This window comes from Pseudomonas syringae (assembly GCF_001698815.1).
Classification (GTDB): domain Bacteria; phylum Pseudomonadota; class Gammaproteobacteria; order Pseudomonadales; family Pseudomonadaceae; genus Aquipseudomonas; species Aquipseudomonas syringae_A.
The window spans coordinates 230841-250490 of the sequence record NZ_LGSI01000051.1; the positions used below are offsets into that span (position 1 = coordinate 230841).

Genomic DNA, 19650 nt, shown 5'->3' on the forward strand with positions numbered 1-19650 from the left:
TATAATGCCGCCATCGCCAAAATCAGATGGCTCTAGATGGATGGTTTTATGACCACACAGCAACCAGTCGCGGTTCTAGGCGGCGGCAGCTTCGGTACGGCCATTGCCAACCTGTTGGCAGAAAACGGGCGTCAGGTCCGTCAATGGATGCGCGATCCGGAACAGGCCGAGGCGATTCGCGTCAACCGCGAGAATCCTCGCTACCTCAAAGGCATCAAGGTTCGTCCTGAAGTCGAGCCGACCACAGACCTGGCCGCCACGCTCGACGGCAGCGAGCTGGTCTTCGTGGCGTTGCCTTCCAGCGCCTTGCGTTCGGTCCTGGTGCCTCATGTGCAGCGCCTGAGCGGCAAGATGCTGGTCAGCCTGACCAAAGGTATCGAGGCGCATACCTTCAAACTGATGAGCCAGATTCTCGAAGAAATCGCGCCGCAAGCGCGGATTGGCGTGTTGTCGGGGCCGAATCTGGCCCGGGAAATCGCGGAGCACGCGCTGACCGCCACCGTGGTTGCCAGTGAAGACGAGGAGTTGTGCCAGCAGGTGCAGGCCGCCTTGCACGGTCGCACATTCCGGGTGTATGCCAGCGCTGATCGCTTTGGCGTGGAGTTGGGCGGTGCGCTCAAGAACGTCTACGCGATTATCGCTGGCATGGCGGTCGCGCTGGAAATGGGGGAAAACACCAAGAGCATGCTGATTACCCGGGCGCTGGCGGAAATGACCCGTTTTGCGGTCAATCAAGGTGCGAACCCCATGACATTTCTCGGCCTTGCGGGCGTCGGCGATCTGATCGTTACCTGTTCATCGCCGAAAAGCCGCAACTATCAGGTCGGTTTCGCCCTGGGGCAGGGATTGAGTCTGGATGAAGCGGTCAACCGTCTGGGTGAAGTGGCCGAAGGGGTCAATACCCTCAAGGTGCTCAAGGTCAAGGCGGACGAGCTGCAGGTCTATATGCCGCTGGTCGCAGGGTTGCACGCTATCCTTTTCGAGGGTCGTACCCTGAAACAGGTCATCGAGCAGCTTATGCGTGCCGAACCCAAGACCGATGTCGACTTCATTTCCACCACCGGTTTCAACTGAATACCTATTTTGTTTGCGGGAGAGTGTCTTGAACGATTTCAAACTCAAGCAACATGAGTCGATTTTGCTGCGCGTCCTCTGGATGGTGCTGTTTGTGCTGGTCTGGCACGTCGCCGAAGTCGTCCTGGCGGGCGTGGTGCTGGTGCAATTGTGTTATCGGCTTATCTACGGCGCGCCAAGTGGCAGCCTGATGAACTTCGGCGACAGTCTGAGCCAGTTCCTGGCCCAGATCGGTCGTTACGGCACCTTTCACAGCGACCAGAAACCCTGGCCGTTTGCCGATTGGCCGGCGCCTCGCGCACCCGAAGGTGAAGCACCGCACAGTGTTCCGGCGGCTGCGCACCCGGTACGTGACGAAGAGCCCAGGTTATGAAGGTCTGGGTCCTGCGCCACGGCGAGGCCCAGGCACAGGCGCGCAGCGATGCCGAGCGCGAGCTGACCCGTAACGGTCGTGAGCAAGTGCTGCACAGCGCGGCCCATTTGATGGGCCAGCCTTTGCAGCGCATTCTCGCCAGCCCTTATGTGCGGGCCCGGCAAACCGCCGAACTGGTCAGGCAAGCGCTGGGTTTTAGCGAGCCGGTCGTTATCGTGCCCTGGCTCACACCGGACAATGATCCGCACCAGGTGTTGAGTCATCTGGACGCTTATGCCAGCGACGATGTTCTGCTCGTCAGTCATCAGCCGCTGGTGGGCGCACTGATTGGCCTCGCTGTTCACGGCAGCACTCAACAGCCCCAGCCCATGAGCACCGCAAGCCTGGCAGAACTCTCGGGTGATTTCCCGTTGGCCGGGGTCATGGAACTGGACAGCGTTCGACACGTTTGAACCGTTGAACCCGTTGGAGCGAGGCTTGCCCGCGAACCAGACGCCCTGGTGGGCCTGATTCACCGCGTTATCGTTCTTCGCGGGCAAGCCTCGCTCCAACAGGCCCTGCACCGTTCCTCCGTTTTATTGGCCCGCAAGCACCGAGCAAATACTTGGTCGACTACGCTTGCCCAATAACAATAAGGAACATGAACCATGACTACCGCCATTAGTCTGCCCTTGAGCCGTTTCTATGATCGTGAGGATCGTCATCCGGACAAGTGTTTTCTGGTCCAGCCGATGGCGGGAGGACAGGTTCAGAAGCTGAGCTGGTCCGAGGTCGGCAATCAGGCCCGCCGCGCTGCGCACTGGTTGCGTCGGCAAGGACTGCCGCAGGGCAGCTCCATCGCGATTCTTTCCAGAAACTGCGCGCACTGGATCATTGCCGACCTGGCGATCTGGATGGCCGGGCATGTCTCGGTTCCGTTGAATCCGCACCTCAGCGCGGGAGCGGTCGCTCAGGTATTGGAGCACTCGGAGGCGGCGATGGTGTTCGTCGGCAGACTGGACGACTGGCCGGGCGTCAGTTGCGGTGTCAGCGCCGGGTTGCCGACCGTGGCGCTGCCTCTCAGCCCTGAAGGTTCGTTTGATTTTCGCTGGGATGAGTTGCAGGCCTGGTCGCCGATCCAGGACAACCCCACTGGGCGCTACGATCAGTTGGCGACCATTATCTACACCTCTGGCAGCACCGGACGACCCAAGGGTGTCATGCACAGCTTCGGCACCCTGGCCTTTGCGGTCACCCATGGTAGCCGCCTCTTCGGACTGGGCGAAAAGGACCGGCTGCTGTCTTATCTGCCACTGTGCTGCGTGGCCGAGCGAATGTTCGTGGAAATGGCGTCGATCTATGCCGGGCAAACGGTATTTTTCGCCGAGAACCAGGACACTTTTGTCGACGATCTGAAGCGCGCGCGGCCCACGGCGCTGTTTGGCGTGCCGGTGATCTGGAGCAAGCTCCAGACGAGCGTGCACGGCAGGATTCCCGCTGCGCGCCTGGATGTGCTGTTAAGCGTGCCGCTGCTCGGCAGACTGGTCGGACGCAGGATTCGCAAGGGGCTTGGGCTGGACGCGCTGCGGGTTGCCGTGTCGGGCGCCGCGCCGCTGTCAGAAAACCTGCTGCATTGGTATCAGCGGCTCGGGCTGGATGTCCTCGAAGCGTACGGTATGACCGAAAACTGCGGCTACTCGCATATCTGCCGGCCAGGCCAGCACAAGAGCGGCTGGATCGGCCAGCCGTGTCCGCAGGTCGAAGTGCGGCTGGCGGAAGATGGCGAGCTGCTGGTGCGTAGCGGTGCGACCATGCTCGGTTACTTCAAGCAACCGCTGAAAACCGTCGAGACCATGACCGATGGTTTCCTGCACACGGGGGACAGGGGCGAGCTGGACGAGCAGGGCAATCTGCGCCTGACCGGGCGGCTCAAGGAAGCCCAGGGTCAACGCCAGCCTGAAAAAACATCAGCGCTTGCGCAGGCGGATGGAGGTGAAAGATAGTTGGGCGTCTGGCGCTCAGCTTCCACGAGCGCCCAATAATAAGGATTGAACATGGGTCTGTGGCGCGATAAACCGAACATCGAACAACTCAATGCCCTGAACAAGAACACCATCCTCGAATGGCTGGACATCCGTTTCGAGTCGTTTACCGACGATTCGCTGACCGCCAGCATGGTGGTCGACCATCGCACGCACCAACCTTACGGCCTGCTGCATGGTGGGGCGTCGGTGGTATTGGCGGAATCCGTCGGTTCGACGGCCAGCTATCTGTGCATCGATACCAGCAAATACTTTTGCGTAGGCCTTGAAGTCAACGCCAACCACCTGCGCGGCCTGCGCAGCGGTCGGGTCACCGCCGTGGCACGCCCGGTCCATATCGGCCGCACCACTCACGTGTGGGACATCCGCCTGACCAGCGACGAAGGCAAGACCAGCTGCATTTCGCGTCTGACCATTGCCGTGGTGCCGCTGGGGCAGGAAGCGCCGAGTCGCTAAGCCGCTTTTATGCCGGTGCATGGCCGGAGTGTCATCTTCGATGGCACTTCCAGTCATTGCCGAAGGCACAGCCACTGCGCACAATCATCACTGGTTTGCTCACTGGATATGCCGGCATGTCGCAACAGGTGTTCTTCGCTCACGCCAACGGTTTTCCGTCGGCCACTTACGGCAAGTTGTTTACGGCGCTGGCGCCGGATTACGTCGTGAGCCATCTGGAGCAGCATGCCCATGACCCGCGGTTCCCGGTCGATGACAACTGGCTGAATCTGGTCGACGAATTGATCCATCACCTGCGTGAACAGCCCGAACCGGTCTGGGGAGTCGGTCATTCCTTGGGCGGCGTGCTGCATTTTCATGCCGCGCTGCGCTGTCCTGAGCTGTATCGCGGTGTGGTCATGCTGGATTCTCCGGTGCTGACCCTGGCCGATCAGTGGATGATCCGTGCTGCCAAACGCTTTGGTTTCATCGACCGTATTACCCCTGCCGGCCGTACGCTGGGACGTCGCGAAGCCTTTGCCGACCTTGACGCCGCGCGCCTTTATTTCGCCAGCAAAACCTTGTTTCGGCGTTTTGATCCCGAGTGCTTCGACGCCTATCTAGTTCATGGGTTGCAGACAGATGGCGAACAGCTGCGCCTGCGTTTTGACCCGGCCACGGAAATCAGTATCTACCGCAGCGTTCCGCATACCCGGCCTGACGGTTCACGTCAGCTCAAGGTCCCTTTGGCAATGGTGCGCGGCGAGCACAGTCGGGTGGTGATGCGTCACCATGCGCGTTCGGTACGGCGCTTGCCCCAAGGTGAATATCTGTCGATGCCCGGTGGGCATATGTTCCCGCTGGAACAGCCCGAGGCCACCGCGCAACTGCTCAAGACGTTGTTCGCCCGCTGGGCTGCGCTCGACACTGTGCAGGTCAGCGCATGAGCCGTCCGGTCGAAGAAGTCCGGCTGAGCTTGCCGCATATCGAACTGGCCGCGCATTTGTTCGGCCCAGAAGACGGCCAGCCGGTCATCGCCCTGCATGGCTGGCTGGACAACGCCAACAGCTTTGCCCGCCTGGCACCCAGGCTTGAAGGCCTGCGCATCGTCGCCCTGGATCTGGCCGGTCACGGCCATTCCGAGCATCGCCCGCAAGGCGCCGGCTACTCATTACCGGATTACGCCCACGATGTCTTGCAGGTTGCCGAGCAGCTCGGCTGGCAACAGTTCTCGCTGCTGGGGCATTCATTGGGAGCGATTATTTCGGTATTTCTCGCCGCCGCGCTGCCCGAGCGTGTTACGCGGCTGGCGCTCATCGATGGATTGATCCCGCCCACCGGCGAGGTCGAGAATGCCCCGGAACAGTTGGGTAAATCGCTGCAGGCGCAATTAAACCTGAGCGCCAAGCGCAAGCCGGTCTATCCCGATCAGGACCACGCGATCCGCGCCCGCATGAAAGGCGTGGTTGCCGTCAGTCATGAGGCGGCCGAGTTGTTGGCCCAGCGCGGCTTGATGCCGGTGCCGGGTGGCTATACCTGGCGCAGTGACAACCGGCTGACCTTACCCTCGGCGGTGCGCATCACCCGTGAGCAAGCGCTGGCGTTCGTTGCCGCAATCCGCTGTCCGACGCAACTGATCGTGGCGCAGGAGGGAATGCTGGCGAAAAATCAGGCGCTGCTGGCGTCGCTGCCTTTTCAGGTGACGAGCCTGCCAGGCGGCCATCATTTGCACTTGAACGACGAAGCCGGTGCAGTTCTTGTCGCAGACTGTTTCAATCGCTTCTTTACCGCTCCTTGACTTGCGACAGGCAACTGTCGAGGCTGGGCGGGTTGAAACAGGAGTTAAATCGATGGATGTCCGCACCGCCTCACCTGATCGCTTGCCTGGCAAACCTGCCCATTTCCTTCAATTAACCTCGCATCGATGAGAGCAGTCATGGGTTTTACCAGTGCTCTTGGACTCACCTTGTGTGCCTCGGCGTTCAGTCTGAGCGTGTGGGCTGCCGATGTTCCGGGCAGTCGCGATCTGGATATCGTGCCGCGCCTGACCGACGCTGAAATTGTCGACTACCGCCCGGTTGCGGAGCTCGAACGTATCTATCCCATGGGCTCGATCCGCAAGATCAGCGGTCAGCTGCGCTTTGATGGTCAGGTCAGCGCCCGTGGCAATGTCACCGGCGTGACCTATCAAATGCCCGCCGAACGCACTTCCGATGAGGCCTTTACCGCCGCTCGCGAAGCCCTCCAGGCCCAGGGCGCGGAACTGCTGTTCTGGTGCCAGGCGCGCGATTGCGGCGAAAGCAGCCTGTGGGCCAATGAAGTATTCGGCAATTCCAAGCTCTACGGGGCGGATGAACAGCAAGCTTACTTGCTGCTGCGTCTGGCAGAGCCGAAAAGTGACACGCTGGTGGCCTTGTACAGCATCACCCGTGGCAACCGCCGCGCGTATCTGCATGTCGAACAGTTCGATTCGGCCGCACCGTTAGGCGATCTGTTGCCGACCTCGGCGACGCTGCTGCGGCAACTCAAGAGCACCGGCAAACTGGCGCTGCCACGGCTGGCCGGGGCGCCACAGGACATTTGGGTGACACTGGTTTCCAGAGGCCTGAATCTGGACAGCTCATTGCGGGTGACCATTGGCGGCGCCGATGCCGAAGCGTGGCGTCAGGCATTGATTGCCAAAGGCGTACGCGCGGCGCGGCTCGAAGCGGGCGGGGGGGACAAGCCGGGCCTGTTCATCGACGTCATACGTTGACCGAACTCACCTGAACCGGCACTGAATCCACTTTTGCACACAGCGAACACTGACGCGTTCAGTGTTCGCCGTTATGCTCTGCGCTTCTGATCTTCTTTTTACTGGATAGACCCATGCTCAATAACGATCGCCTGTTGGTGCAGATCCTGCTCCTGGCGTTGCTCAGTGCGTGTGTCTGGGTGATGGCGCCGTTCTGGTCGGCGTTGTTCTGGGGCGCGGTGCTGGCGTTTGCCAGCTGGCCGCTGATGCGCCTGTTGACGCGCTGGTTCAAGGGCCGCGAGTCGCTGGCGGCGCTGGTGCTGACGCTGGGCTGGATGCTGCTGGTCGCGGCGCCGCTGGTCTGGCTGGGATTCAATCTGGCCGATCATGTGCGTGACGCCACGGCCTTCATCAAGGATGTGCAGGTCGACGGTTTACCTGATCCACCCACCTGGCTGGTCGGGGTTCCGTTCGTGGGCGAGCGGCTGGTGGCGTTCTGGAACACCATCGATCAGCAGGGCGCGGCGATGATTACCACGCTACGGCCTTATCTGGGTCAGGTAGGTAACTGGTTGCTGGCACGCAGCGCGCAGATTGGCGGAGGGATTCTGGAGCTGACCTTGAGTCTGGTCTTCGTGTTCTTCTTCTACCGCGACGGGCCGCGATTGGCCGCATTCGTGCTCAGCCTGCTGGAGCGCTTGATTGGCGAGCGCGCCGAGTATTACCTGGAACTGGTAGCGGGCACGGTACAGCGCGTGGTCAATGGCGTGATCGGGACAGCGGCGGCGCAAGCGGTCCTGGCGCTGATCGGCTTCTTGATCGCAGGTGTGCCGGGCGCCTTGGTGCTGGGCATCATGACGTTCCTGTTCAGCCTGATTCCCATGGGGCCGCCGCTGATCTGGATTCCGGCCACCGCCTGGCTGGCGTGGAATGGCGAATACGGAATGGCGATTTTCCTCGGGCTTTGGGGCATGTTCATCATCAGCGGCGTGGACAACGTGCTCAAGCCATACCTGATCAGTCGCGGCGGCAACCTGCCGTTGGTGATCGTGTTGCTGGGTGTCTTTGGCGGCTTGCTGGCCTTTGGTTTCATCGGCCTGTTCATCGGCCCGACGTTGCTGGCGGTGGCGTATAGCTTGTTGACTGATTGGGTACGCGGGGCTCGGACGGTTCAGCGCTAAGCGCTGTTCGAAGTTGAATAGATCCCGTAGGACCGGCTTTAGCCGGGAGGAGTCCGGTACATTCGCAGCAGTTGCGTCGTCAGACCCTCCGCCCTCCCGGCTAAAGCCGGTCCTACGGGTTGTGTGATGAGGGTCAAGACGGTATCTACGGGGATTGGTTTTTTCCGTGATCCCCCCCTTACGCCGCGACGTTCAGGTATTTGCCAACCGGCTTGCTACCTTCAGTGTCATAACGCTCGCTCAATGCCGCAACCATCTTGCTCAATGCCTGAGCCGCTGCATCTTTGCTGCCGGTCTGGTTGCTGTCCTGCGGCGACAGCGCTGCCATCAGTTCATCAACGCTGACACTGTCGTTGCTGTCTGAATCCAGTGCGCTGAACAGCGAGCTGGCATTGGTCGTGCTGGTGCTCGTAGTGCTGGAATCGCTCGACGTGCTGCTTGCGGAGTCCAGGGCGCTGGTCAGTTCGGTGGCGCTGATGGCACCGCTGCCGTCGGTGTCCAGCGCGCTCATCAATTGTGCACTGGTGTCGGCGGCGGACGGAGGTGGCGGTGGCGGTTGCTGCGGTTGCAGGGCGGCGGTCAGTTCGTCGAGGCTGACGGTGCCGTCCTCGTTGGTGTCCAGCGCATCGAACACTTGGGAGCTGTCGGCGCTGCTGCCGGCGCTGGTCAGGCCGGCGGTCAGTTCATCGCTGCTGATCGTGCCATCGTCGTCACTGTCCAGAGAACTGAGCAGGTTTTCGGCGACGTCAGTGTCCGGTTCCATCTGCCGTGGAGGCGGTGGTGCCATCGCGGCCAGTTCGTCGGCATCCAGACTGTCATCGTCATTGCTGTCCAGATCGCTGAACGCTTTGCTCAGGCTGACCGTGATCCCGTCTTTACTGTCGGAGGACGATACCGCCGAACTCAGTTCGTCCTTGCTGATACTGCCGTCGCCGTCGGTGTCGAGCTTGGCCAGTAACTGCTCCTGGAATTTCTTGCTGCTCGCGCTCGAGGTTGCGCTCGCGCTCGTGCTGGTATAGCTCGAATAACTATTACTGACGCCACTGATCATCGGGCGAACTCCCATCAGGTTGGATTGGGCCGGTGGCGGTGCACCGGCTTATGCAGACTCAAGGCGGGAGTTGTCGAGGGTATGTAAGGTTTGTATCGCGCCAGACACACGGGCGGATCAACGACGAGGCAGGTCCAGGAGCACAGTCAGACCGCCGCCGGGTGTTTGTTCCAAGGTCAGGTCGCCACCCATGCGCCGCGCGGCGTCCCGGGCAATGGTCATGCCCATGCCGACGCCGCCGGAGTTGCGATTGCGCGAGCCTTCCAGGCGATAGAAAGGTTCGAACACCGTCTCATGGTGCTCGACGGCAATGCCTGGCCCGTTGTCGACCACAGCAACGGTCACGTGATCGTCCTGGTCCTGAATATCGACCCGCGCCTGCCCGGCATAGCGCAAGGCATTGTCGATCAGGTTGTTGATGCAGGAACGCAAAGCCATGGGCTGGATTTTCAACGGTTTGCAGCCGCCGTTGCATTGCACGTCGTCGCCATTGTCCTGAGCGTTTTCGGTCAAGGATTCGATCAGCGCCTGCAGGTCGAACAGCTGCAGGTCTTCGCTGTTGCGCTGCTCATTGAGGTAGGTCAGCGTAGCGTCGAGCATGCCGATCATGTCGTTGAGGTCCTGGCTCATCTGCGTGTGCAGTTTCGGTTCGTCGATCTGCTCGACTCGCAGTTTCAGGCGCGACAACGGCGTGCGCAAATCATGAGACACCGCCGCCAGTATGCGGCCGCGCTGCTTCACTTGATCGCGGATGCGTTCCTGCATCAGGTTGAAGGTCTGCGCGGCCTGACGCACCTCGCGCGGGCCGCTGACTTCCAGTGGCGGACTGTCGAGATTTTCGCTGAGCCGCTCGGCGGCCTCGCTCAAGCGCTGGATCGGCCGGCTCAACGCTTTGGCGCCGTACCAGGCAGCAATCACCAGGGTAATCGTTTGAAAAAACAGCGGCACGACAGGCCCACCAAATAGCGGTGGTTTCCGTTGGGGCGTGCGTGGCTCAGGGCGCTCACCCTGAAATTCGGCAGATTGATGCTGAGGGTTGGCAGTCTCCAGAGGCGGCGGAGGCGGGAAGCCATACATCGTGAACCACGTGAACGCCAGCAGATGCGCCAGAAAAATAGCGACCAACGCCCCACCGAACAGGCGGGCGAACAGGGTATCTGCGGAGCGAATCAACCAATGTCCCTGGCGTCGAACAGATAGCCTTCGCCGCGTACGGTCTTGATCAGTTGCGGGTTCTTCGGATCGTCGCCGAGCTTCTGGCGCAGGCGCGAGACCAGCAAGTCGATGCTGCGATCAAAGGCTTCGATGGAACGACCGCGTGCGGCATCCAGCAACTGTTCGCGACTCAGCACCCGGCGCGGACGTTCCAGAAAGACCCGCAGCAAGCGGAATTCGGCGTTGGACAGCGGCACGACCAGGCCGTCGGCGGCGGTCAGCTGACGCAGCACGCTGTTCAGGCGCCAGGCATCGAAACGCACGGTGGAGCGCTGATCGTTGCGGTCGTCGCGTACCCGGCGCAGCACGGTCTGAATTCGCGCCACCAGCTCACGAGGTTCGAACGGCTTGGCCATGTAATCGTCGGCGCCCAGTTCCAGGCCGATAATGCGGTCGGTGGGTTCGCAACGGGCAGTGAGCATCAGGATCGGGATGTCCGACGTGCCGCGCAGCCAGCGACACAGCGACAGGCCATCTTCGCCCGGCAGCATCAGGTCCAGCACGACCACGTCGAAGGTTTCTTCTTCCAACGCCTTGCGCATTTCGGTGCCATCGGTCACGCCCCGACACTGAATGTTGAAGCGTGCCAGGTAGTCGCAGAGCAGTTCGCGGATGGGTACATCGTCATCGACGATCAAGGCGCGCGTGTTCCAGCGCTGATCTGCAATCGGCGCGTTGTCTGTAGGAATGTCGGTGCTTGCTTGCATGATGCGACTGCCGCCTGGTGATGCCGCCATCACTGGCCGCTATTGATGATCAACGCCCCTGCATGCTACTTCGCCGGGAGGCGCGGCGGAAGGGTGGGGTGATCGGATGTCGGGGGAATGTCTGGAATGTATCGGGAATGGTACAAAGACCCGCATCAGAGTGTCATTCCAGCAAAATTACCCGCTGCTCAATGGCCTTGATCAAAGCGGCCCTGAGGGAATTAACCCCGAATTTACGGCGAATGTTGCACATGTGGAAATTGACCGCTGCTTCCGTCCGATCCTGAATGCGCGAGATCTCCCAGGCGGATTTACCCAGCGCCGCCCATTGCAGGACTTCCATTTCCTTGGCGGTCAATTGCACGGTCGGCGTGCCCATGTGCCAATGGGCGTTCGCTGCGGGGGCGGTTTTCTGTGCTGAATGATTCATCGTCGACTCCATGTCGTGTGTTACGCCTCGTCACGATAACGCCTTGTGCCGCATCTGGAACCTGTAAGAAGTAACAGGTGGCACGGTGGCAGCAATCCAGAGATCCGTTGGAGCGAGGCTTGCCCGCGAAGAACGATAACGCGGTATATGTGCCACACCGCGGTGACTGATTCGCGGGCAAGCCTCGCTCCAACGGGTTTGCAGCGTTCCACTCCCATTTTTACGCCTTCTTTACGCCGCACCACACCCGTCGATCTCGTTCCTTTACACCCTCTCTCCCGACAATGGCTCACACGCGGCAATCGCCGCAGCGACGGAGTATTTCGATGAGCGTTCTGGATGGGGTGTCCCTGCTATTGGCGGCAGGGCTGTTCATTTACTTGCTGGTTGCGCTGCTACGCGCAGGCCGGACTTAGGAGCAGCCATGCACAGTTATGACTATCTATTGATCCTGGCTTTCCTGGCGCTGGTGCTGTTGCCCGCGCCGCTGCTGGGGCGTTTCTATTATCGGGTCGTTGAAGGCGAGCGGACCTGGCTGACGCCGGTGCTGCGTCCAGTGGAAAACATCTGCTATCGCCTGTCGGGCATTGATCCGAAGATCGAGCAGAACTGGAAAACCTATCTGCTCGCGCTGCTGGCCTTCAACCTGGCCGGTTTCGTCCTGTTGTTTGCTATGTTGCTCGGGCAGGGCGCGCTGCCACTCAACCCGCAACAGTTGCCGGGCATGGAATGGTCGCTGGCGTTCAACACAGCGATGAGTTTCGTCACCAACACCAACTGGCAGAGCTACAGCGGTGAAGCGTCGTTGAGCTACTTGAGCCAGATGGTCGGCCTGACCGTGCAGAACTTCGTCAGTGCCGCGACGGGCATCGCCGTATTGCTCGCGTTTTGTCGTGGTATCAGTCGTCGCTCGACGCAAAACCTCGGCAACTTCTGGGCGGACATGACCCGTGTCACGCTCTACGGGCTGTTGCCGCTGTGCATCGTGTTCGCGCTGTTTCTGGTCTGGCAGGGTGTGCCACAGAGCTTCGCCCATTACATTGATGCCGTGACCCTGCAAGGCGCCGATCAAAGTCTGCCCATGGGCCCGGCTGCCAGCCAGATTGCGATCAAGCAATTGGGCACTAATGGCGGCGGCTTCTTCGGCGTCAACTCGGCGCATCCGTTCGAGAACCCGACGGCGTGGAGCAACCTGTTCGAATTGGTGTCGATCCTGTTGATTCCGGCGGCGCTGGTATTCACCTTTGGCCATTACGTGAAAGACCTGCGGCAGAGTCGGGCAATCGTCGCCTGCATGCTGGTCTTGCTGTTGATCGGCGGCGGCGTATCGCTGTGGGCCGAATATCAGCCAAACCCGACGCTGAACATCGCCAGCGTGGAGCAGACCGCGCCGCTTGAAGGCAAGGAAAGTCGCTTCGGCACCACTGCGACTGTGCTCTGGGCGACGGCTACCACGGCGGCTTCCAACGGCTCGGTGAACGCCATGCACGACAGCCTTAACCCGCTGACCGGCATGGTCGCCCTGGCCAACATGATGGTCGGCGAAGTGATCTTCGGCGGCGTCGGCGTGGGCCTCAACGGCATGCTGCTCAACGTGTTGATCGCGGTATTTCTGGCGGGCCTGATGATCGGCCGCACCCCGGAATATCTCGGCAAAAAGTTGCAGGCCCCTGAGGTCAAGCTGCTGGTCGCTACGCTGCTGGTCATGCCGGTGGGCGTGCTGGTACTCGGCGCAGTGGCGGCCAGTCTGCCCGGGCCGCTGGCGTCGGTGAGCAATCCCGGCCCGCACGGTTTCAGCCAACTGTTGTACGCCTACACCTCGGCCACCGCCAACAACGGCTCGGCGTTCGGTGGTTTCAGCGCCAACACCGTGTTCCATAACCTGATGCTCAGCCTGGCGATGTTTATCGGCCGCTTCGGTTACATCCTGCCGGTCATGGCCCTGGCCGGGAGCCTTGCGATGAAAAAAACCGCGCCGCTGGGCCTGAACAGCTTCCCGACCCACGGCCCGCTGTTTGTCACTTTGCTGACCGTGACCATTTTGCTGGTGGGCGGCTTGACCTTCCTGCCGACCCTGGCACTGGGGCCGATTGCCGAACACTTGAGCCTGGGCTTCTGAGGAACCGATCATGACAATGCACATTCCTGCTGCAAAACCGGTCGGATCATCCATGCCGACCGAACCGGGCAAAACCCGCTTCTCCGCCCTCTGGCGTCCGGCGCTGATTCAGGCCTTTGTCAAACTCGATCCACGCCAGCTGGTCCGCTCGCCGGTGATGCTGGTGGTGGAGCTCACCGCGATCCTGACCACGATTCTGTGCGTCATCCCCGATCCGGCGGTGCCGACTTCGGTGGCGGTGCAAATCGCCCTGTGGTTGTGGTTCACCGTGTTGTTTGCCAACTTCGCCGAAGCCCTGGCCGAAGGTCGCGGCAAGGCCCGCGCCGACAGCCTCAAGGCTGGCAGCGAAGGGCTCAAGGCGCGGCGGCGTGACGAGGCGGGCGCGTTCAGCATGGTCAATGCCAGCGCCTTGCGCAAAGGCGACGTGGTACGGGTCGAAGCCGGGGAAATGATTCCCGGTGACGGCGAGGTGATCGAAGGCATCGCCGCCGTCAACGAGGCGGCGATTACCGGGGAATCCGCGCCAGTGATTCGCGAGTCCGGCGGCGATCGTTCAGCGGTCACCGGCAACACGCGGCTGGTCTCGGACTGGCTGCTGGTGCGGATCAGCGCCAATCCCGGCGAATCGACCCTGGACCGGATGATCGCGCTGGTCGAAGGCGCCAAACGCCAGAAGACGCCCAACGAAGTAGCGCTGGATATCCTGCTGATCGGCCTGACGCTGATCTTCCTGCTGGTGGTGGTGACCTTGCAGCCGTTCGCCCACTTCGCCGGTGGCAGCCTGCCGCTGGTGTTTCTGGTGGCGCTGCTGGTCACACTGATCCCGACCACCATTGGCGGCTTGCTCTCGGCCATCGGTATTGCCGGTATGGATCGGCTGGTGCGCCTCAATGTCATCGCCAAATCCGGGCGCGCCGTGGAAGCGGCGGGTGACGTGCATGTGCTGTTGCTGGACAAGACCGGCACCATTACCTTCGGTAACCGTCGTTGCACCGCGCTGTACGTCGCGCCGGGCGTTTCGCCCAAAGAGCTCGGCGAGGGCGCGCTGCTGGCTTCATTGGCTGACGATACGGCGGAAGGCAAATCCATCGTCGAATACCTGCGCAACCTGCACCCGATGCTGGAGCCGCAGCCCACCGAACTGACGGCCGTGCCGTTCAGCGCCGAGACGCGCTTGTCCGGCGTGGACTTTCAAGCGCGCGTGTATCGCAAGGGCGCGGTGGATTCGCTGCTGGCCTTCGTCGGCATGCAGCGCAGTGATCTGCCGCAAGCCTTGGCGCGGGAAATAGACAAGATCGCCAAGACCGGTGGCACGCCGTTGCTGGTCTGCGTCGATAAAAAGCTGCTGGGGGCGATTCACCTCAAGGACGTGGTCAAGCCGGGCATTCGTGAACGCTTTGCCGAACTGCGCAAGCTGGGCATTCGCACCGTGATGGTCACCGGCGACAACCCGCTGACCGCGGCGGCGATTGCGGCGGAGGCGGGCGTCGATGACGTGCTGGCCGAAGCCACGCCGGAGAAGAAACTCGAACGTATTCGCATGGAGCAGAACGACGGCCGTCTGGTGGCGATGTGCGGCGATGGTGCCAACGATGCGCCAGCCCTGGCTCAGGCCGACGTGGGCATGGCGATGAACGATGGCACCCAAGCGGCACGGGAAGCGGCGAACATGGTCGATTTGGACAGCGACCCTACCAAACTGCTGGATGTGGTGCAGATCGGTAAGGAATTGCTGGTAACCCGTGGCGCGCTGACAACGTTCTCCATCGCCAACGACATTGCCAAGTATTTCGCTATCCTGCCGGCGCTGTTCGCCTCGATTTACCCGCAGCTGGGCGTGCTGAACATCATGCAACTGGCCAGCCCGCAAAGCGCGATTCTGTCGGCCATCGTCTTCAACGCCTTGATCATCGTCGTGCTCATCCCCCTGGCCCTGCGCGGTGTGCGCGTGCAAGCCGCCAGCGCCGCGCAATTGCTGCGCCGTAACTTGCTGATCTACGGGCTGGGCGGGATCGTCGTGCCGTTTGTGGGGATCAAGGCGATCGACATGGTGTTGGTGGGGTTGGGCCTGGTTTGACGGGCCTGTGGGAGGGAACTCATTCCCGAAGACGGTTTGTCAGCCAATAGATATGTGGTGGATGTACTGGCTTTTTCGCGAATAAATTCGCTCCCACAAGGGCGCGTTTTTCCAGTCAGGTAAATGTTTCGTTTTCCATTTGAGGATTTTCATCATGTCCACATTCTTCCGCCCCGCCCTGAGCCTGCTCGTCTTGATGACGCTCATCACTGGCGCAGCCTATCCGCTGGTGGTTACCGGGATTGCCCAGGTGGCGTTTCCGGCCCAGGCCAATGGCAGCCTGATTTATGACGCGACCGGCAAAGTGCGCGGTTCGCAACTGATCGCTCAGTCGTTTACTGGCGATGAATGGTTCCATTCACGCCCTTCGGCCGGGGCATTTGCCACGGTCGCCAGTGGTGCGAGTAACCTGTCGCCGAGCAATCCGGCGCTGGCCGCCCGAATCACTGACGATGTCGGCAAGGAAGCGGTGCCAGGCCAAGGCCCGGTGCCATTGGCCTTGCTGACCACGTCCGGCAGCGGCCTTGATCCGCATCTGCCGCCCTCGGCCGTGGCTTATCAGGCGGCGCGAGTCGCCGCTGCCCGGCAGTTGCCGCTGGATAAAGTGCAGGGGTTGATCGAAGCCAGCACCTATCGGCCGCTGATCGGCCCGCCGGTGGTCAACGTATTGACCTTGAATCAGGCGTTGAATGAGTTACCGTCTGCGCAACGTAATGCCCAGCTTTGAGTGAGCAACCGCAACCATGAGTGATTCCGGCCGTGCCGACGCGTTATTAGCCGATATGCCCAAGGACGGGCGTGGTCGACTTAAAGTATTTCTGGGCGCCGCGCCGGGAGTGGGCAAGACCTACGCGATGCTCCAGGCCGCCCATACCCAGTTGCGTCAAGGCGTGTCAGTGTTGGCCGGCGTCGTGGAAACCCACGGCCGCGCCGAAACCGAAGCCTTGCTCGGCGGGCTGCCGCAACAACCGCCGCTGCGCTCGCAATACCGGGGCGTAACCCTGGAGGAAATGGACCTCGACGGTGTGCTCGCGCTCAAGCCCAAACTGGTGCTGGTCGACGAACTGGCTCACAGCAACGCCCCCGGCAGTCGTCACACCAAACGCTGGCAGGACATTCAGGAACTGCTCGCCGCGGGCATCGACGTCTACACCACGGTCAACGTCCAGCATCTGGAAAGTCTCAATGATCAGGTGCGCGGCATCACTGGCGTGCAGGTTCGGGAAACCCTGCCGGATTGGGTCTTGCAGGAAGCCTACGAACTGGTGCTGATCGATCTGCCGCCCCGTGAGTTGCTGGAGCGGCTGCGCGACGGCAAGGTGTACGTACCGGAACAGGCGCGGGCCGCCATCGACGCGTTTTTCACCCAGACCAACCTCACGGCGCTGCGCGAACTGGCGATGCAGACTGCCGCCGCGCAAGTCGACGACGACCTTACCCAGGGCTATCGGCAACTGGGCCGGGACGCGCCGCCAGTGCGTGGCCGTCTGCTGGTGGGGATTGACGGCGATATGCATGCCGAACGTCTGGTGCGCCACGCCAGCCGAGTGGCGCAACGGCGGCATCTGCCCTGGAGTCTGGTGCATGTGGATAACGGCCGGGCTTTCGACGAACAGACCCGCACACGCTTGCAAAACGCGCAGCAACTGGCCGAGCGCCTGGGTGGCGAAGTGGTGCTGCTGCGCGCGGGGGAAGTCGCGAAAACCTTGATTCAACATGCCGCCGAGCGCCGCGCCAGTCTGGTGCTGGTCGGTCAGTCGCGGCCTCGCTTGCGTCGGCGATTATTCGGTGGCGGCGTTGCGGCGCGGCTGCTGCGTGAAGCGCACGGGCTGGAAGTCAGCGTGCTCGACAGCGAACCATTGGCCGATCAACCGCGCATCCGCTCGCCAGGCAGAATCCTCTGGTTCGATTACGGCTTGGCATTACTCGCCACGCTGTTGGCCAGTGCGCTGGCCTGGGCGGTGTCTGGCGTGCTGGCGTTGCCGAATATTTCGCTGGTGTTTCTCGCTGCGGTTTTGCTGGTGGCGGTGCGCAGCAGCGTCGGGCCGGCGTTGGCCTGCGCGGCTTTGTCGTTTCTGGCCTATGACTTTTTATTCATTCCGCCGAATTTTTCCCTGAGCATTCAGCGCGAAGAAGACGTGCTGACCTTGCTGTTCTTCCTGTTGATGTCGGCCCTGACCGGCAATCTCGCGGCGCGTCAGCGTCGGCAGTTGCAGGCCCTGCGCGACACGCAGGAGGAAACCAGCGAACTGCTGGATCTGTCGCGCAAACTGACAGCGGCCACTGATCGGCAAGCGGTACTCAGTGCGGCGGGCCAGCACCTGAATGGTTGGCGCGAGTTGGAGGTGTGCCTGATCGAGCGCGACGGCGAAGGTGGCTGGAAAGTGGCGAGCGGCACTCAAGTGCAATTGTCTGAACCGGAGCGGGCGGCGGCGGACTGGGCCTGGCAGCACGACCAAGCGGCTGGCCACGGCACGGGCACTTTGCCGTCAAGTCGCTGGTGGTGGTGGCCTTTATCAGGGGAGCAAGGGCCGCTGGCGTTGCTCGGCGTTTGCCCTCGCGAAGGGCAGCCGTTCAGCGCCCAGCGTCGTCGTTTGCTGACCGCCCTCAGTCAGCCCCTGGCCCAGGCGTTGGCCCGGGCACAACTTGCCGAGGATTTGGAAGCCGCGCGTCTGCATGGCGAAACCGAACAATTGCGCAGCGCCTTGCTGGCCTCGGTGTCCCATGACCTGCGCACACCCCTCACTGCCATGCGCGGCAGCATCGACAGTCTGTTGTCGCTGGGCGAGGCCATTCCTCTGGAGGATCGTCGCGAATTGCTGGAAGGTACCCGGGACGAAGCCGAGCGTCTGGATCGCTACATCCAGAATCTGCTGGACATGACCCGGCTCGGCCACGGCGCGTTGAAACTGGCGCGGGATTGGGTATCGGCTGGCGATATTGTCGGCAGTGCGCTGAATCGGCTGCGCGTGGTGCTGGCATCGCTGCAAGTCGGCGTCCAGGTGCCCGCCGAACTGCCGTTGCTCTACGTGCATGCGGCCTTGATCGAACAGGCGCTGGTCAATGTGCTGGAAAACGCCGCGCGCTTTTCGCCGGTCAATGGCCGCTTGCAGCTGGAGGCCGGTGCCACCGACAGCGAACTGTTTTTTTCGGTCAGCGATGAAGGACCGGGGATTCCCGAAGACGAGCGGGCGAAGATCTTCGACATGTTCTACACCGCTGCCCGTGGTGATCGCGGCGGGCAGGGCACCGGCCTGGGGTTGGCAATCTGTCAGGGCATGGTCGGCGCCCATGGCGGGCGGATCAGTGTCGGACCGGGCATCGAAGGGCAGGGCACCTGCATCACGTTGCATTTGCCGTTGCAGACGCAACCGGAAGCGGAAATAGAATCGCCGTCTGATAGTCTTGGCGTCATTCCGTCCACTGCACAGCCAAGGCACTCATGAGTCAGACCGCAACCATTCTGGTAATTGACGACGAGCCGCAGATCCGCAAATTCCTGCGGATCAGCCTCGCGTCACAGGGTTACAAAGTCATCGAGGCCGGGACCGGCACCGAAGGTTTGAGCCAGGCGGCCTTGAACAAACCGGATTTGCTGGTGCTGGATCTCGGTTTGCCAGACATGGATGGCCAGCAGGTCCTGCGCGAGTTTCGCGAGTGGTCCGGTGTGCCGGTGCTGGTGCTCTCGGTGCGCGCCAGCGAAGCACAGAAAGTCGAGGCGCTGGATGGCGGCGCCAATGATTACGTGACCAAGCCCTTCGGCATTCAGGAGTTTCTCGCCCGCATTCGCGCCTTGCTGCGCCAGGCTCCCAGCGGCGAGCCACAGAGCGCCGCGTTGCAGTTCGGGCCATTGACCGTGGATCTGGCCTATCGCCGGGTGTTGCTGGACGGCGTCGAGGTGGGACTGACGCGCAAGGAATACGCCGTGCTGGCGCAACTGGCGCGGTATCCGGGCCGGGTCATCACTCAGCAGCAATTGCTCAAGGATATCTGGGGCCCGACCCATACCGAAGACACTCACTACCTGCGCATCGTCGTCGGCCACCTGCGGCAGAAACTCGCCGACGACCCGACCGCGCCGAGGTTTATCATCACCGAGGCGGGGGTTGGGTATCGGTTGCGTATGCCAGGATGTATTGCGTAGGACCGGCTTCAGCCGGGAGGAGGCCAGTCCATCCGCAGCAGATCCGTCGTCAGAACCTTCGCTCTCCCGGCTAAAGCCGGTCCTACGTC

The 19650-nt window shown here is 61.7% G+C and carries 17 protein-coding genes and 2 pseudogenes; 15 read left to right on the top strand and 4 right to left on the bottom strand.

Translation table 11 applies throughout. The features are described from left to right. The first annotated feature begins 48 nt into the window (after nucleotides 1-48). From AFK24_RS18290 to AFK24_RS18330, 9 genes and pseudogenes are all read left to right on the top strand, one after another. The gene (locus AFK24_RS18290) at nucleotides 49-1074 is read left to right on the top strand and encodes an NAD(P)H-dependent glycerol-3-phosphate dehydrogenase (protein ID WP_065834556.1); all 1026 of its coding nucleotides are present in this window, start codon (nucleotides 49-51) and stop codon (nucleotides 1072-1074) included. A gap of 28 nt (nucleotides 1075-1102) precedes the next feature. Continuing rightward, the gene (locus AFK24_RS18295) at nucleotides 1103-1447 is read left to right on the top strand and encodes a DUF4389 domain-containing protein (protein ID WP_065834557.1); all 345 of its coding nucleotides are present in this window, start codon (nucleotides 1103-1105) and stop codon (nucleotides 1445-1447) included. Then, on the top strand, nucleotides 1444-1899 hold the full coding sequence (gene sixA, locus AFK24_RS18300) for a phosphohistidine phosphatase SixA (RefSeq protein ID WP_065834558.1): 456 nt from the start codon (nucleotides 1444-1446) through the stop codon (nucleotides 1897-1899). The genes AFK24_RS18295 and sixA overlap by 4 nt, the downstream gene beginning before the upstream one ends. A 195-nt stretch (nucleotides 1900-2094) precedes the next feature. Beyond that, a pseudogene (locus AFK24_RS18305) lies at nucleotides 2095-3363 on the top strand (AMP-binding protein); the annotation flags it as partial. Nucleotides 3364-3480: 117 nt separating this feature from the next. Then, nucleotides 3481-3924 carry a hotdog fold thioesterase gene (locus AFK24_RS18310; protein WP_065834560.1) on the top strand — a complete coding sequence of 148 codons (444 nt, stop codon included), beginning with the start codon at nucleotides 3481-3483 and terminating at the stop codon, nucleotides 3922-3924. Nucleotides 3925-4040: 116 nt separating this feature from the next. After that, nucleotides 4041-4850, top strand: a complete 810-nt coding sequence (locus tag AFK24_RS18315; protein ID WP_065834561.1) for an alpha/beta fold hydrolase — start codon at nucleotides 4041-4043, stop codon at nucleotides 4848-4850. Then, entirely contained in the window at nucleotides 4847-5701 is an 855-nt protein-coding gene (locus AFK24_RS18320) for an alpha/beta hydrolase (protein WP_065834562.1), read from the top strand. The genes AFK24_RS18315 and AFK24_RS18320 overlap by 4 nt, the downstream gene beginning before the upstream one ends. A gap of 138 nt (nucleotides 5702-5839) precedes the next feature. Beyond that, on the top strand, nucleotides 5840-6658 hold the full coding sequence (locus AFK24_RS18325) for a DUF4892 domain-containing protein (RefSeq protein ID WP_065834563.1): 819 nt from the start codon (nucleotides 5840-5842) through the stop codon (nucleotides 6656-6658). 113 nt (nucleotides 6659-6771) lie between these two features. Continuing rightward, entirely contained in the window at nucleotides 6772-7818 is a 1047-nt protein-coding gene (locus AFK24_RS18330) for an AI-2E family transporter (RefSeq protein ID WP_065834564.1), read from the top strand. A 343-nt stretch (nucleotides 7819-8161) separates the two neighbouring features. Here the strand turns inward: AFK24_RS18330 and xopAW are convergent. The 4 genes and pseudogenes from xopAW to AFK24_RS18350 all read right to left on the bottom strand — a co-directional run. After that, a pseudogene (xopAW, locus tag AFK24_RS18335) lies at nucleotides 8162-8869 on the bottom strand (XopAW family type III secretion system calcium-binding effector); the annotation flags it as partial. Between the two features lie 117 nt (nucleotides 8870-8986). After that, a complete protein-coding gene (locus AFK24_RS18340) occupies nucleotides 8987-10042 on the bottom strand; it encodes a sensor histidine kinase (protein WP_065834566.1) in 1056 nt (351 codons plus the stop codon). Then, nucleotides 10039-10791: a response regulator gene (locus AFK24_RS18345; protein WP_065834608.1), complete on the bottom strand. Its 753-nt coding sequence runs from the start codon at nucleotides 10789-10791 to the stop codon at nucleotides 10039-10041. Before AFK24_RS18345 ends, AFK24_RS18340 begins: the two co-directional genes overlap by 4 nt. 163 nt (nucleotides 10792-10954) lie before the next feature. Continuing rightward, nucleotides 10955-11170 carry a helix-turn-helix domain-containing protein gene (locus tag AFK24_RS18350; RefSeq protein WP_430962168.1) on the bottom strand — a complete coding sequence of 72 codons (216 nt, stop codon included), beginning with the start codon at nucleotides 11168-11170 and terminating at the stop codon, nucleotides 10955-10957. A gap of 377 nt (nucleotides 11171-11547) precedes the next feature. Between AFK24_RS18350 and kdpF the strand changes: the two genes are divergently transcribed. The 6 genes from kdpF (at nucleotide 11548) to AFK24_RS18380 (ending at nucleotide 19561) form a co-directional block, all read left to right on the top strand. Beyond that, the gene (kdpF, locus tag AFK24_RS18355) at nucleotides 11548-11637 is read left to right on the top strand and encodes a K(+)-transporting ATPase subunit F (protein ID WP_044901127.1); all 90 of its coding nucleotides are present in this window, start codon (nucleotides 11548-11550) and stop codon (nucleotides 11635-11637) included. Nucleotides 11638-11645: 8 nt separating this feature from the next. Further along, on the top strand, nucleotides 11646-13340 hold the full coding sequence (gene kdpA / locus AFK24_RS18360) for a potassium-transporting ATPase subunit KdpA (protein WP_065834568.1): 1695 nt from the start codon (nucleotides 11646-11648) through the stop codon (nucleotides 13338-13340). Between the two features lie 16 nt (nucleotides 13341-13356). After that, nucleotides 13357-15417 (top strand): potassium-transporting ATPase subunit KdpB, encoded by a 2061-nt coding sequence (gene kdpB / locus AFK24_RS18365; RefSeq protein ID WP_080482208.1) that lies wholly within the window; start codon nucleotides 13357-13359, stop codon nucleotides 15415-15417. Between the two features lie 154 nt (nucleotides 15418-15571). After that, entirely contained in the window at nucleotides 15572-16144 is a 573-nt protein-coding gene (gene kdpC, locus AFK24_RS18370; RefSeq protein WP_065834570.1) for a potassium-transporting ATPase subunit KdpC, read from the top strand. A gap of 16 nt (nucleotides 16145-16160) precedes the next feature. After that, entirely contained in the window at nucleotides 16161-18863 is a 2703-nt protein-coding gene (locus AFK24_RS18375) for a sensor histidine kinase (protein ID WP_065834571.1), read from the top strand. Continuing rightward, nucleotides 18860-19561 carry a response regulator gene (locus AFK24_RS18380; RefSeq protein ID WP_065834572.1) on the top strand — a complete coding sequence of 234 codons (702 nt, stop codon included), beginning with the start codon at nucleotides 18860-18862 and terminating at the stop codon, nucleotides 19559-19561. The genes AFK24_RS18375 and AFK24_RS18380 overlap by 4 nt, the downstream gene beginning before the upstream one ends. Nucleotides 19562-19650 lie beyond the last annotated feature (89 nt).

Bases quoted from the DNA above. Each gene is read 5' to 3' on its own strand.
- AFK24_RS18290 (WP_065834556.1), top strand. From the start codon at position 49: ATGACCACACAGCAACCAGTCGCGGTTCTAGGCGGCGGCAGCTTCGGT.
- kdpB (WP_080482208.1), top strand. From the start codon at position 13,357: ATGCACATTCCTGCTGCAAAACCGGTCGGATCATCCATGCCGACCGAA.
- kdpA (WP_065834568.1), top strand. From the start codon at position 11,646: ATGCACAGTTATGACTATCTATTGATCCTGGCTTTCCTGGCGCTGGTG.
- AFK24_RS18315 (WP_065834561.1), top strand. From the start codon at position 4,041: ATGTCGCAACAGGTGTTCTTCGCTCACGCCAACGGTTTTCCGTCGGCC.
- AFK24_RS18310 (WP_065834560.1), top strand. From the start codon at position 3,481: ATGGGTCTGTGGCGCGATAAACCGAACATCGAACAACTCAATGCCCTG.
- AFK24_RS18350 (WP_430962168.1), bottom strand. From the start codon at position 11,170: ATGGGCACGCCGACCGTGCAATTGACCGCCAAGGAAATGGAAGTCCTG.
- AFK24_RS18325 (WP_065834563.1), top strand. From the start codon at position 5,840: ATGGGTTTTACCAGTGCTCTTGGACTCACCTTGTGTGCCTCGGCGTTC.
- AFK24_RS18320 (WP_065834562.1), top strand. From the start codon at position 4,847: ATGAGCCGTCCGGTCGAAGAAGTCCGGCTGAGCTTGCCGCATATCGAA.
- sixA (WP_065834558.1), top strand. From the start codon at position 1,444: ATGAAGGTCTGGGTCCTGCGCCACGGCGAGGCCCAGGCACAGGCGCGC.
- AFK24_RS18330 (WP_065834564.1), top strand. From the start codon at position 6,772: ATGCTCAATAACGATCGCCTGTTGGTGCAGATCCTGCTCCTGGCGTTG.
- kdpC (WP_065834570.1), top strand. From the start codon at position 15,572: ATGTCCACATTCTTCCGCCCCGCCCTGAGCCTGCTCGTCTTGATGACG.
- AFK24_RS18380 (WP_065834572.1), top strand. From the start codon at position 18,860: ATGAGTCAGACCGCAACCATTCTGGTAATTGACGACGAGCCGCAGATC.
- AFK24_RS18345 (WP_065834608.1), bottom strand. From the start codon at position 10,791: ATGCAAGCAAGCACCGACATTCCTACAGACAACGCGCCGATTGCAGAT.
- kdpF (WP_044901127.1), top strand. From the start codon at position 11,548: ATGAGCGTTCTGGATGGGGTGTCCCTGCTATTGGCGGCAGGGCTGTTC.
- AFK24_RS18375 (WP_065834571.1), top strand. From the start codon at position 16,161: ATGAGTGATTCCGGCCGTGCCGACGCGTTATTAGCCGATATGCCCAAG.